Here is a 14,199-nt window from a genome sequence, read left to right on the forward strand (position 1 = left end):
GACGACAGTTGGTTTGTTAGCAACTGAATCCACGGGAGCAGGAATTGAAGGAACTGGATTAAAAATAACTACAGGTTCAACAACAGCTGGTTTGTTAGCAACGGAATCTACAGGTACAGGAATTACAGGGACAGGATTAACAATCGCTATCGGTTCACTTACAGCAGGTTTATTTGCAACAGAATCTACAGGTGCAGGAATTGCAGGGACAGGATTAACAATGACAACAGGTTCAACGATAGTTGGTTTGTTAACAACTGAATCCACAGGTACAGGAATAGCTGGAATAGGATTATTAATGACAACAGGTTCAAGGACCGCAGGTTTGTTAGCAACGGAATCTACAGGTGCAGCAATAGCAGGTTCAGGGTTAACTATGGCTACAGGTTCAACGACTGCAGGTTTGTTAACAACAGAATCTACAGGTGCAGGTATTGTAGGGACAGGGTTAACAATGACGACAGGTTCAACGACCGCAGGTTTGTTAGCAACGGAATCCACAGGTGCTGGAATTGCAGGGGCAGGATTAACAATCGCTATCGGTTCAGTTTCCGCAGGTTTGTTAACAACAGAATCCACAAGTGCTGGAATTGCAGGAACAGGACTTACCACTTTTATCGGTTCAACCTTTTCCCAAATTATATCTGTAATATCTTCTGCAATTGAATTTTGGCTATCAATGACTGTTAATTTGATAAATCCAGAGCTAGTAAATGGTCCAATGTTTGGATTCGAAGAATTTGGGAAATCAATTGGTGCTGAAGAGGTCCAAAAATATTGATATGGAGGAACACCTTTTTGAGCAGTAGTGAAAGTAGCAGTTGAGTATAATTCATTTCCTTTTAGAGTTGAATTTTGACCTGCATCAGCAATTAATTTGGCAGGAATTAGTACTTCAATTTTAGCTCTAGGTCCTTCGCATTCATTTATTTTTTGAGAAACCCACCTTGAAATGAACATATCATCATTCGCCTCATTGATTACGTTTTTAACTGTAATACTTGTTGCCGTACTGATATAATTGGCATCATTTTCATTTAGATACCAAATATTATTTGTCCCACCGCTTGCTTTAAAAGTAAGATTGGATCCACTTTTGATGATTAAAGGCGTTCCTGCATTTTGAGGAGCCGCTGGAATGTTAAATCCTTGTGCACTGGTACCCGCACTTTTTAAACTTTCACAACCATTTTTGAAACAACTTGCTTTAAATGAATTAGAATTTAGGTCGGATGGAGTGTAAATATATTTGGCACCTTCTGCAATTTTATTTCCATTTGAGTTATACCAAAATGTAGTATAAGGGTAACATCCATTGGATGTGACACTAATCGGGCTATTCACACAGCCTTTAAAAAGGGGTGTACTATGAGTTGGAATAGGGGATGTTTTGATTTGAATACTTACTTCATTACTGGTTCTTGGGCAAGTTGCTGTCTGATTCAAGTTGAGTAAAGAACCTTCATTATCATTGTTACCGCTTACTTGAAATTCAATTCTAACTTTGATTTTTTGTGCATCAATGGAAACAGGAGCATTTTTTATGACTAACTCATTACTATTTGTTCCAGCAAAAGTATCATCTTCCATCAAATCTTGAAATGGACCTCCATTGATTGATCTTGTCCACTGATAACTTTTAATATTGCCTTGAATGGAATTAGGAATAATTGCTTTAAGGCTATTGGAAGATCTTTCACAGATAAGTGGATTCAAGATCGACTCGATGGAATTAAGCGTGATAGAAGCTGATTCAGAGGTGACTTCACAGGTTTTTGAGAGTACCTTCACTCGGTACAGTGTTCCTGTTGGATGTTCTAGGCCACCTGTAGGGTAGATTTGAAGATTGGTTGTAGTTGCTCCCGAAATGGCTTTAAAATCAGTATCATTCGGTCTCTTCTTTTCCCATTGAAAGTTGGTTCCATTGCTTTCAACCAGCATTCGAATACTGTTTCCTTCGCAATCGGTTTGACTAATAGGTTGCTTGGAAATCTCAGGACATTGTGCTTTTGAAACAAAGCTGCATATTGAGCTTATTATAAAAAATGCGTATATGGTTAGGTATGATTTCATGGTGGGCAGGTATTTTAAATGTATGCCCGAAATAATACAATGTTTTTAAATCAAAAAAGCCATTAAAATGGCTTTTTGATTTATTATAAATAAACTGATAAAATCAATAATTAACTATTTGATTGTCAGTGTTTTGTCAAATTATCAATTCCTTGTTAAATGTCACAAATTTTAACTGCTTGCTCTAAAGAGGCCATTTTGTCTTCTTTCGCAGGAATGAATTCTTGTCCAATAAAGCCTTTGTAGCCTGTATCATAAATCGCTTTGATGATTGCTGCGTAATTTAATTCTTGCGTTTCATCAATTTCATGACGACCCGGTACACCACCCGTATGATAATGCGAAATATATTGATAATTCTTTTTGATGGTTGCAATTACATCACCTTCCATAATTTGCATGTGATAAATATCATAAAGCAATTTGAATTTATCAGAACCTACCATTTCACACAAAACCGAACCCCATTCTGTATGATCTGCTTGATAATCTTTGTGATTAACCTTTGAATTCAGCAATTCCATGGAGATGGTGACATCGTGTTTTTCAGCTGTTTTCATGATTCGCTGAAGACCAACTTTACAATTGATTAATCCTTGTTCATCGCTAATCCCATTTCTATTTCCTGAAAATGTGATTAAATTTTTTACGCCAGCCTTAGCTGCTCTTGGAATTAAATCTTCATAGAATTGAACAAGTTGATCATGATTTTTGACCTTATTGAAAAAGTTCGTTAAGCCCATTCCTTCTGGGTATTTGCCCCAACCGATAGCTGCAGTCATATCGTGTTTTTTCAAAATATCCCATTCCTCTGGACCTGTTAATTCAATAGATTGCAAACCGATTTTTTTTGCGTTTACGACTAATTCTTCAAATGGAATTTTATCATAACACCATCTACAGGCTGAATGATTGACCTTTCCTTTAAGATCCACACCTACTTGGCGGTCAGATTCAAGAAATCTTTTTTCCATGTTGGTATTTAACATCCCAATTGATGCCAAACCCATAGAGTTCTTTAAAATATCTCTTCTAGAGAAATTGCTTTTCATAATTTTAGGTTTAGATTTTGTCTAATTTATTAAAATATACTTACAAAATTCACTGTAAATAATTCACTGATTCTAAATATTAAATTTGGATAAATCCCAAACAAGATACTTAAAATTCCTAATGAATATAAACTTGCTATTTCTAATTTTGTCAAATCAGTCATTTGCCAAGCATTATTTTTCAAATATGTTTTGCCCAAATAGATTTTTTGGAAGGTCCATAATAGATATCCAGCACCCAATAAAATACCTATTGATCCAAGTACGGCCCAAGTTGCATGAATGTGTTTACTGGTGAATCCTCCCATCAAACTAAAAAATTCTCCAATAAAACCTGAGAATCCGGGTAATCCCAATGAAGCAAAAATAGCGATTCCTGATATTAAGGTGAATTTCGGCATCTTATTAGCTAAACCGCTGTAACTGTCAATATTTCTATTGCCCGTTCTGTCATAAATGACACCTACCAATAAAAATAGTAAAGCGGATAAAATTCCATGGGATAATGATTGAAAAATCGCGCCTTGAACCCCTTCAGTTGTAAACGAAGCTATTCCAATTAATACGAAACCCATGTGAGAAATGGAAGAATACGCAACAAGCTTTTTGAGATCTTTCATCGCTAGAGCATTATATGCTCCGTATAAAATGGAGATGGCACCTAAGGCGGCTAAAATGTCGGCATTTTCAAGCGACTCTGTGGTAAAAAAAGGAAAACAAATTCTTAACCATCCGTATGCGCCAATTTTTAATAATATTCCCGCTAAAATAACAGAGATAGGAGTGGGGGCTTCAACGTGGGCATCAGGAAGCCAAGTATGTAATGGCACCAAAGGAAGTTTAATAGCAAATCCGATAAATAGTAACCAAAAACTCCAAAATCTTGCACTGTGTTCTGCCAAAACCCATCCTGAATTTGGATGAAGGATACTTCCAATTTGACAATTTTTCGGATCTCTCAATGCTTGAATATCAAAACTATGAATGATTTGTTGTGCTGGAATTTCTTGATTGGCTATCGCATTTTGAATGGCATTCAAACCTGAAAGATCGAAATTTTGACCCTCAGAAATTAACCCTATATTGATGGCAGTTTCGTATGGATCTATATAGGCAATTCCCATACCAAGCATTACGATTAAGATAAATAGTGACCCAACAAGCGTGTAAATAAAGAATTTTAATGAAGCATAGTTTTTTCTTGGTCCTCCCCAAATACCAATTAAAAAATACATAGGTAGTAACATGAATTCGAAAAACACATAGAAAAGTAAAAGGTCTTTTGCCAAAAAGCAGCCAATAATTGATGCATTCAATAATAAAACCAATGAAAAATACCCATTTAATTTCTCCTTGATTACATGCGAATTTATTACGGCGATAAAACTGATGAATCCTGTTAATATGATTAATCCAAGACTTAATCCATCTATTCCTAATGAATAATTGACATGGAATTTCCCGAAATTACCCAAATCTAAACGAATCCACTGATACGCTTCTGCCAATTGAAAATTGGGATTTGAAAAATCGTAAATGGAATATACATAAGCTATGAGTGCCAATTGAATGCCAGATACAATTGTGGTTATTTTTTGAACCTGAGCCCCCATTTTTCCACTAGCTATCAGTAATGAACCAATGAGTGGGATTAGAATTAAAAAAGATAAAACTGGAAATGCTGACATATATAATCCGATTATTCGGTTAAAATTAAATCAAAAAGTAAATCAAAAATATTCCGAAAGTAATAAACACTAGAATCCAATAGGATTTCACTTTCCCAGATTGCCACTTATTTGAGTAAGAGGCGATGGTTTGACTAAGTTTTGACGTCAAATTAACCAATACTCCATCCACAACTTGTTGGTCAAACCATGCCGAAATGTGTGCGATAATTACCTGTATTTCAGCGAAGTAATTAATTAGTCGATCTAGAATTTTTACTTCAAATAGATGAATTAATTTGCTCTTGAAAAATATGATGGAATACATTTTTGGCCAAAAATTTGGCATAAACTGATAATTTCCTTGCGGAATCATATTTCGAGTCAAAAATGTCAATCCAATTCCCGCTAACCAAGTAAATCCTGTGATAAGTAACCAATAATTAGGTGGATGATGAGTAATTATTTGGAAATACGTTAAAAGGCTTGATTGATGTATTTCAAAAGGATTCAAACTGATCCAAATGAATAGACTCAATACAGCCAATATTAACACAGGTACAATCTGAATATAATCTGTTTTAACTTTTTCAAAAACTAAATTATTTCGGTTTTGACCCAAGAAAATCAAATAAAATTGACGACTGATGTACCAAGAACTCAACAACATTCCGATTCCCAATGCTATCAATAATCCGATGTAAATAGTTGAATAAACACTTAATTGGCTGTATTCAATCAAATAGCCAGCTAAATTCTCTTTGGAATAAAAACCAGCTGTAAATGGAACGCCCATTAAACCCAATGCAAAAATTAGATAAGCCAAGGCATTCAATGGCATCCATTTTCTCAAGCCACCCATTTGGTTTAAACTCTGTGCATCTAAATGTTTGCTCGATTTTTGATGATGCAAAAAGTGAATGACATATCCTGCTGATAGAAATAATCCAGCTTTGAAAATTCCATGAACAACTAAATGCAACATGGAAACGCCACTTCCCATTCCCATCCACATCAATCCAATTTGGGATATCGTTGAATACGCCAATGTTTTTTTGATGTCATTTTGAAACAAAGCAAATGCCGCACCAGCTACCAATGAAACAGCTCCAATAGCTGCCATGAACAAATGGGTTTCTTCTCCCATCAAAGGAAAAATTCGAATGCCAAGAAATACACCTGCCGTAACCATGGTAGCTGCGTGAATCAATGCAGATGCAGGTGTTGGTCCTTCCATGGCATCAGGTAACCACGACATCAAAGGAAATTGAGCTGATTTTCCAATTCCGCCTGCCAATAAAGCAATTCCTATGTAAAAGGGTGCCGGTCCCATCAGACCGACATTCATGTCTGAGAATCGGTCGCTTTTAAAATGGACAAATAAAGCAAAAAAGCCAATCAATAGGCCAATGTCTCCTAATCGGTTGAGTAAAAAAGCTTTTTTTGCCGCTTTATTGGCTTTGTCTTTTTGATGCCAAAAGCTAATTAATAAAAAAGAACATGCGCCAACCAATTCCCAAGAGGCATAAAAAATGGCTATTTGATCAGTTAAAACTAATCCAAGCATTGCCCCAACAAATAGGTGTAAGTAAAGGTAATATCGTGCAATGTTAGCTTCTTTTTTTAAATAGGATTTAGAAAATACTTGGACCAAAAAACCTACTATTGTCACTAAAAGTGCCATTATTTGAGCCGAGGAGTCGATAAAAAAGCTTGCTTTGTATAAATGCCCTCCTACCGTGAACCAGGGGAAACTTGCTCTCGCAATTTGGCCTTGTAAAAAAAGAACCAAACTGATGGCTAGAATGAAATTAATTGCCGAAAAAAAGATCGAGAAATTTGGAGCAAAATCTTTCCATTTTTTGGGGATTAATCCTATTAACAATGCTGATATCCAAGGTGTTAGGATAAGCAAAGAAAATAAGAAAGGTAATCCCATAGGGTTGCTCGATTTAATTTACAAATATAAGGTTTAAATGATAGAAATCTTAAATTCCACGATTAATATAGGCTTATTTGATCGCTTGTTTTTCGTTTTAACCACCGCTCACGGGTGGAATTAAGGCGATTTCCATGTTTTCTTCAATCAAGAAGTCGTTTTCAGGAAAATGTTGCTCAACAGCGATACGCAAAGAAGGTAGGTCGTTCAAAGAACTATAGTGATTTTTTACTGCGGTAAGTAATTCCAAAGCAGTTGATTTTTGATCCATTTCAAAAAGGATTTCTTTTTGTTGTAATAAATCTCTGGTAATTCCAAAAAGGAGAATTTTATAAGTAGGCATTTGATTGGAGGCAATTTTGTACCTTTGTTATCTTGTTTCGCAAATATATTGGATAATATTCAAAACGCTAACTTTTTGCCTTCTCAACTTGTCGATAATCATGGTCGAGAAATTAGCTATTTGCGTTTGGCAGTAACAGATCGTTGTAATTTACGCTGTTTTTATTGCATGCCATCAGAAGGTGTGAAGTATATGCCAGAGAAGGAATTGCTGACTTGGGAAGAAATGACTCGTTTGGTCGTTTTATTGAACCGAATGGGAATCCGAAAAGTAAGAATTACAGGCGGTGAACCCTTTGTTCGAAATGGTTTAATGGAATTTTTAGAAGAAATATCCCAGTTGCCCGATTTAGAAATTTGTATGACGAGCAATGGTGTTTTGTTAGAAAAAAAATTGCCAGACTTAATTCGATTGGGTATCCGGTCAATCAATTTAAGTTTGGATTCCCTAGATAGAGAACGCTTCAAACAAATTACCAGAAGAGACGATTTTGATGTTGTTTACCATAGTTTGATGGCTTTGATTGAAGCTAATATGCAGGTGAAAATCAATGCGGTTGTCATGGATGGTAAGAACGATCAAGATATTTTGGCTTTGGCGTCTTTTACCGAAAAACATCCTGTTTCCGTTCGATTTATCGAGGAAATGCCTTTCAATGGTTTGGGTCAAAATGCACCTCAATTGAAATGGGATTTTATTAAAATCATCGAGCATATTAAAGAAACGTATCCCAACTTGAAACCTTTAGAGGTAAAATATGGTGATACTGCAATGAATTATCAAATCCCTGAATTTTTAGGGAATATTGGGGTGATTGCTGCCTTCAGTAGAACTTTTTGTGGTACTTGTAATCGATTAAGAATTACTGCCAAAGGGGAGGTGAAAACTTGTTTGTATGACGATGGCGTTTTTGATCTTAAAACCTTGTTACGAGAAAATGCGAGCGATCATGATATTAAAAAATCCTTGTTTGACTTACATCAAGTAAGACCTTTGGATGGATTTGAAGCTGAAAAAAATAGAAAAAATGTTATTCAGGAGTCTATGACTACGATTGGAGGTTAATATGAATATAATGACTGATTTTTTTGATAAAATAAATGATTTAAAAGTCCTTGTAATCGGCGATCTAATGATTGACGCCTATACTTGGGGAAAAGTGAGTAGAATTTCGCCAGAAGCACCTGTGCCTGTGGTGAATGCCATAAAAAGAGAATCTCGTTTAGGTGGTGCTGGAAATGTGGTGATGAATATCGCTAGCTTGGGGGCTAAACCATTTATGGTTTCAGTTTTAGGGGATGATGAAGCGGGAGTTCAATTGAAAAATCTTTTTGAATCAGAAGGATTGTCCTCAAAAGGTCTTCATGTGGAAAAGGGCCGTTCAACCACTGTAAAAGAAAGAATTATTGCAGGGTCTCAACAATTATTACGAATCGATACGGAGACAGAAAAAGCTATTTCAAGTGAATCTACATCAGCTTTATTAGAAAAAGTAAAGGGATTGTTACCAGAAATCGATGTAATTATTTTTGAAGATTATGACAAAGGCGTTTTGAGCGGAAGTTTGATTCAGTCCATTATTTCATTGGCTCAAAAAGCCAATATCCCAACAGTTGTTGATCCTAAAAAGAAGAATTTTTTCGCTTATCAAGGCGCTACTTTATTTAAACCCAACTTACACGAATTGAGGGATGGTTTAGGATTGTCTTCCGAAGATTTTGAAGGAGAAAATTTAAAGAAGACGGTTCGTGACTTTAAAAATGCACAAAAATTTGAAGGCTTATTCGTGACATTGTCAGAAAAAGGTGTTTTTATGGATTTTCATGATCAACAAGTGCAAATCCCTGCTCATATTCGTCAAATCGCAGATGTTTCTGGGGCGGGGGATACTGTTATTTCAATTGCAGCTTGTGCCTTATCATTGGGGTTAAGCCCTAAAGAAATTGCCGAATTAGCAAATCTAGGTGGTGGTTTGGTGTGTGAATCTTTGGGAGTTGTTCCGATTGATAAAGAACTGTTGAAGAAGGAAGCTTCTAAATTATAAATGGCGAAACAATGTTCGCCATTTGTCATGTATTATTTTTAGTTTACCCAAGCGGTAAATTCAATTTCAACTTTGTATTGCGGAGCTATTAAAGCTGAAATTTCATAGATACCTGTGGTTGGTTTTACTTGACCAAAAAAATGAGCATGTGCTTTTGCTATGTCAAGATTTTTAGAAATATCCGTTGTGAAAATTCTTGTTCTTACAACATCATTGATCGATGAACCTGCTTCTTCTAAAACTACCGCAATTCTTTCTATGATATTATAAGTTTGTGCATAAAAATCATCTGCACCTACTTTTTCACCATCAATTAAGGCTACTGTTCCTGAAATTTCTAACAAATTCCCTGTTCTTACCGCTCTGCAGTATCCGAAAGTATCCTCAAAGGGGGATCCACTTGAAATATTTAATCTATTTGACATTATTTTTTTGATAATTGTTTACGATTTCCCACAATTCAGGCTTCGCTTGCTTCACTACTTCTCCTATGACAATCACAGCCGGATTGCGAAGTTCGTTTTTTTGAGCGATTTTATCAAGTTCAGAGGCAAATCCAATGCCTAATTTTTGATTAGCCATCGTTCCATTTTGAACAATCGCCGCAGAAATATCGCCTTTCCCAAAATCTTTACAAATCTGAGAAATTTCAGCCAAGCGGTGCATTCCCATCAAAATAACAATTGTTGCTGTAGATTGAAGGGCTAATTTTAAGTCATTACTTAAACTTCCATCTGACTTTGTTCCCGTCATTACCCAAAAACTTTCGTTGATACCACGCATCGTTAGTGGAATATCCGCCGCACCTGCTGCTGCATATGATGAGCTAATTCCAGGAACATAAGAAGTGATGATTCCAAATTGTTGGGCAAATTCTATCTCTTCTTGGCCACGTCCAAACACAAATGGATCGCCGCCTTTTAATCGAACAACATGTCCAAGAGCATAGGCCTTCTCTACGATGAGTTGATTGATTTTATCTTGAGAATGGCTTTCGCCAGGTCTTTTTCCTACAAATATTTTTTCTGCATTTGGTTTTGCATATTCCAAAAGGGAAGAGTCAACTAATGCATCATATAAAATAACGTGCGCACTTTCTAAAGCCTTGATTGCTTTCAAGGTAATTAATTCTGGATCACCTGGTCCTGCTCCCACTACCGTTAATCTAGGCTGGGGTTCTAATCCTTTAAATCTGCTTAAATTAGTAATCATTGTTATACGGTAGCTAATTTTTGTCTGTATTGAATGGCATTTTGTAAAAAGTCAAATGCTTCTTTGGCATATGATTTTGCAAATTCCTCGCTTGGCTCATTTTGGTTTATTTGTAAGACCAAATTGGCAAAAGTTTCCTTTGAAACAGCGAATTCTCCCGTTTGAACGAAATTTTCATCAAAACGATTAATCACCGCCATCTGATTCGAAACCGTAACACTTTTATCTAAAAGTAAAGCTTTGGCCGATGATACTAACACACTATATGCGTGATAAATGGCATCAGACCATCTTTTGTCATCCAATGCACCTTGGCACCAAGTATATTTTTCCTCAGATTCAAATAATAAAGTTGCTACTAAATCGATCATTACGCCTGCACATTCTCCAACACCGATTTCAGTGAAAAAGGCATCTGCTGCACCCCAGTCGATGAATTCATCCTCTTTTAGGTCTTGCAAATCTGCGATAGGTTTCAATAAATTATAAAAATATTTTTCACCTTGTCGATCATAATATTGGTGGAAATATTCTCCTTCTGTCGAATTTTCTTCAAAATTATTTAAGATGACACGCAATACTTCGGGGCCACGTTTTGAAGGAACTTTGATGACTTTATCAGCAATTCTTCCTTCGCCATTTCCTAAAGTAGCACCACCCAATAATACTTGCAATGCAGGTAAAACACGTTTGTCTGGGGCTTTTAATGAAGAGCCATGGAATCCAATAGACGCCATTCCATGTTGTCCACAAGAATTCATGCAACCTGAAATTTTGATTTTAATTTCATTATCGAAAATCAAATCAGGAAAATCTTGGGAAATCACTTCTTCCAATTTGGAAGTTATATTCGTAGAATCGGAAATAGCTAAATTACATGTGTCGGTACCTGGACATGCAGTAATATTTGCTACAGAATTAGCGCCAGGAGCCGCTAAATTATGTGCGTTTAGTACTTCAAAAACATAAGGTAAATTTTGTGTAGGAACATGTTTCAACATCATCCCTTGGTTAATCGTAATACGTATATCGTTGCCAATATATCCTTCCAGTTTTTGGATTAAACTTCTAGATGTATCACTTGAAATATTACCATTCAAAATTCTTACATACACCGCATGCAGTCCTTTTTGTTTTTGTTCAAAAGTATTTGTCGCTAACCAAGTTGCATAAGCAGGAGAATCTTCTGCTTTTAATTCGGATAGTTTTGTAGGAACCTCAACCTCCCATTTAGAAGCGTCGTCAATCTCGAACGTATGTAATTTTAAAGCTTTTACTTCCGCTTCAACAAGATTGACAAACTCTTCGAATCCAATTTTTTGAATTAAGAATTTCATTCTTGCTTTATGGCGAGAATTTCTTTCACCATGTCGATCAAAAACTCTTAAAATAGATTCGATATAAGGAATGATTTTGTTTTCTTCCAAAAATTCAAAGGCTACTTTCGCGAGCATCGGTTGAGCACCTAGTCCACCACCTACTACCACTCTAAATCCTTTTTTACCGTCTTGTATTTTTGGGATAAAGCCTAAATCATGCAAATATGCCAATGATGTATCTTCTTCCGTGTTTGAGAAAGAAATCTTGATTTTTCTTCCCATTTCTTGGCAAATTGGGTTTCTCAAGAAATATCTAAAGGCTGCATCTGCGTGTGGACTCACATCAAATACCTCATTTGGATCAATACCTGAGGTAGGTGAGGCAGTAATATTTCTTACTGTATTTCCACAAGCTTCGCGCAAAGTGATATCATCTTTTTCCAATTCTGCCCAAAGTTCTGGAGTACGATCTAAAGAGACAAAATGTATTTGTACGTCTTGACGAGTTGTTAAGTGCAAATTTCCGATGGAATATTCATCTGAAATGTCGGCAATTCTTCTCCATTGGTTGAATTTTATCTTTCCATAAGGAAGTTTAATACGAACCATTTGAACTCCTTGTTGGCGTTGTCCATAAACACCACGAGCCAATCGAAGGCTTCTGAACTTTTCTTCATGAATTTCGCCTGCTTTAAATTGAGCAATTTTGTTGGCTAAATCAATGATGTCTTTTTCAACAATTGGATTTTCTATCTCAGAACGGAAACTTTGCATATTACAATATTTAGTACTACTAGTCTATATAATATATAGATTTTATCCAAAATTACTAAAATACATTTTATTGACAAAGAATAATGATAATCGATTTTAAATATTTTTTAATGGAATGAATATCAAGATTTTTTTATTTATTAAATATGAAATATTCATTAGCTTTGCAAACTCAATTTAGAGGGGTGTCCGAGTGGTTTAAGGAGCACGCTTGGAAAGCGTGTGTAGGTCTCAAGCTTACCGAGGGTTCGAATCCCTTCCCCTCTACCAATTTTCTTGAAGAGAGAAAAGAGGAGAGAGAAAAGAGAAAAGAGAAAATCCTATTACCTCATACATCATACATCATACATCTTACATCATACATCCTACCTCATAAAAGTTTCTGCCTTAAAAGCATAATTATTCCAAGAAATTTTTACATTTACATTCGTTAAACCTATTTAAAATGAAAAAAACAGCTTCTGAGCAAGCTAGCAGGCGGGCATTTTTGTCCAAAGCTGGTTTGGCTCTTGGTTCAATTATTATTTTGCCTCGTCATGTTTTAGGAGGTAAAAGTGCCAATGGAATATCTTATTTGGCACCAAGTGATAAAATTAATCTCGGATTTATTGGGACGGGTAAACAAGGTAGAGGTTTGGTTAATTCCTTTTTATCTACTGAGCGAATTCATTTGGCGGGAATCAGTGAAGTATATCAAGCCAAGGCTGATTTATTCACCAATCGTGTGAAGGAATTATATTCCAAAAATGAAAAATGGGGCGCGGCTCCAGACTTGAAAAATTACCTAGATTTTAGGGAATTATTAGTCAATAAAAGTATTGATGCCGTGGTAATTGCCACTCCAGATCATTGGCATGCTGCCATGGCCGTTCGAGCAGCGGAGGCGGGTAAAGACATTTATTGTGAAAAACCTTTATCCTTAACAGTTAAGGAAGGTCGTGCGATGGTGAACGCAGCGAGAAAACATGATCGAGTTTTTCAAACAGGAAGTATGCAAAGGTCATGGCCTGAATTTAGACAAGCAGTTGAACTTATACGAAATGGATACATTGGGGAAGTGAAAAGCATTAAGGTGAATGTTGGCCCACCTCCTGAAAAATACAATTTACCTTCGGAGCCCATCCCTGATGGATTGGATTTTGAAAAATGGTTAGGACCCAATGCGGCTGTTGGATTTAATTCAGAATTAGCGCCTCCCATTAGCAAGGATGTTTTTCCAAATTGGCGTAAATACAAAGAATTTGGAGGTGGCGGAATGACCGATTGGGGGGCTCATATGTTTGATATTGTTCAATGGGCCTTGGATATGGATCATTCGGGACCTGTAAAAATTGAAGTGCCGAATGGATCAAACATTCCTTATTTGACCTATACTTATGCCAATGGTATTACCATGACGCATCAGACTTGGGAATGGAATAGTGGTGTTGAATTTGTTGGAACAGAAGGAACGCTTCGAATTGCTAGAAAAAAATTGGAAACTTCGAATCCGAGTCTAAAAGATCGGGTGATTGGTGCCAACGAGAAACATGTGTACAAAAGTGAAAATCATTACAATGATTTTTTAGATGCAATCAAAAATAGAAATAAGCCTATTTGTGATGTAGAAATTGGGCACAGAACTGCTTCAGTTTGTAATTTGGGAAATATCGCTTACGAATTGAATCGCAATTTAAATTGGGATCCTAAGAAGGAGGTATTTGCAAAGGATGCAGAAGCTAATGCATTATTAGGTAGAAAAATGAATAAAGAGTGGAAAGTTTAAACAAATAAAAT

Annotated in this window: 10 protein-coding genes, 1 tRNA gene and 1 pseudogene; 4 read left to right on the forward strand and 8 right to left on the reverse strand. The window is 36.1% G+C overall.

The features are described from left to right. The 5 genes and pseudogenes from V7S79_RS06345 to V7S79_RS06365 all read right to left on the reverse strand — a co-directional run. A pseudogene (locus V7S79_RS06345) lies at positions 1–2,073 on the reverse strand (hypothetical protein); the annotation flags it as partial. Positions 2,074–2,228: 155 nt separating this feature from the next. Continuing rightward, the gene (locus V7S79_RS06350) at positions 2,229–3,125 is read right to left on the reverse strand and encodes a hydroxypyruvate isomerase family protein (RefSeq protein WP_459489721.1); all 897 of its coding nucleotides are present in this window, start codon (positions 3,123–3,125) and stop codon (positions 2,229–2,231) included. Positions 3,126–3,154: 29 nt separating this feature from the next. After that, positions 3,155–4,813, reverse strand: coding sequence for a complex I subunit 4 family protein (locus V7S79_RS06355; RefSeq protein ID WP_459489722.1), 1,659 nt, complete (start codon positions 4,811–4,813; stop codon positions 3,155–3,157). Positions 4,814–4,838: 25 nt separating this feature from the next. Then, positions 4,839–6,731, reverse strand: coding sequence for an NADH-quinone oxidoreductase subunit 5 family protein (locus V7S79_RS06360; RefSeq protein WP_459489723.1), 1,893 nt, complete (start codon positions 6,729–6,731; stop codon positions 4,839–4,841). Positions 6,732–6,828: 97 nt separating this feature from the next. After that, on the reverse strand, positions 6,829–7,074 hold the full coding sequence (locus tag V7S79_RS06365; RefSeq protein WP_459489724.1) for a MoaD/ThiS family protein: 246 nt from the start codon (positions 7,072–7,074) through the stop codon (positions 6,829–6,831). A gap of 48 nt (positions 7,075–7,122) precedes the next feature. Here V7S79_RS06365 and moaA point away from each other — a divergent pair, with 48 nt between their 5' ends. Both moaA and V7S79_RS06375 read left to right on the forward strand, forming a co-directional pair. Further along, positions 7,123–8,139 carry a GTP 3',8-cyclase MoaA gene (gene moaA, locus V7S79_RS06370; protein WP_459489725.1) on the forward strand — a complete coding sequence of 339 codons (1,017 nt, stop codon included), beginning with the start codon at positions 7,123–7,125 and terminating at the stop codon, positions 8,137–8,139. Between the two features lie 10 nt (positions 8,140–8,149). Beyond that, positions 8,150–9,118, forward strand: coding sequence for a bifunctional heptose 7-phosphate kinase/heptose 1-phosphate adenyltransferase (locus V7S79_RS06375; protein WP_459489726.1), 969 nt, complete (start codon positions 8,150–8,152; stop codon positions 9,116–9,118). Positions 9,119–9,156: 38 nt separating this feature from the next. Here the strand turns inward: V7S79_RS06375 and V7S79_RS06380 are convergent, their stop codons facing one another. The 3 genes from V7S79_RS06380 to V7S79_RS06390 are packed head-to-tail and all read right to left on the reverse strand — an operon-like array spanning position 9,157 to position 12,423. Then, complete coding sequence (locus V7S79_RS06380; RefSeq protein ID WP_459489727.1) at positions 9,157–9,543, reverse strand: RidA family protein; 387 nt, start codon at positions 9,541–9,543, stop codon at positions 9,157–9,159. Next, positions 9,533–10,330 (reverse strand): uroporphyrinogen-III C-methyltransferase, encoded by a 798-nt coding sequence (gene cobA / locus V7S79_RS06385; protein WP_459489728.1) that lies wholly within the window; start codon positions 10,328–10,330, stop codon positions 9,533–9,535. Before cobA ends, V7S79_RS06380 begins: the two co-directional genes overlap by 11 nt. A 2-nt stretch (positions 10,331–10,332) precedes the next feature. Continuing rightward, positions 10,333–12,423, reverse strand: coding sequence for a nitrite reductase (locus tag V7S79_RS06390; protein WP_459489729.1), 2,091 nt, complete (start codon positions 12,421–12,423; stop codon positions 10,333–10,335). 179 nt (positions 12,424–12,602) lie between these two features. Here V7S79_RS06390 and V7S79_RS06395 point away from each other — a divergent pair. Together V7S79_RS06395 and V7S79_RS06400 are read left to right on the forward strand one after the other, a co-directional pair. Next, a tRNA-Ser gene (locus tag V7S79_RS06395) sits at positions 12,603–12,693 on the forward strand. Between the two features lie 175 nt (positions 12,694–12,868). Beyond that, the gene (locus V7S79_RS06400) at positions 12,869–14,188 is read left to right on the forward strand and encodes a Gfo/Idh/MocA family protein (RefSeq protein WP_459489730.1); all 1,320 of its coding nucleotides are present in this window, start codon (positions 12,869–12,871) and stop codon (positions 14,186–14,188) included. Positions 14,189–14,199 lie beyond the last annotated feature (11 nt).

This window comes from Aquirufa sp. ROCK-SH2, from assembly GCF_054558315.1.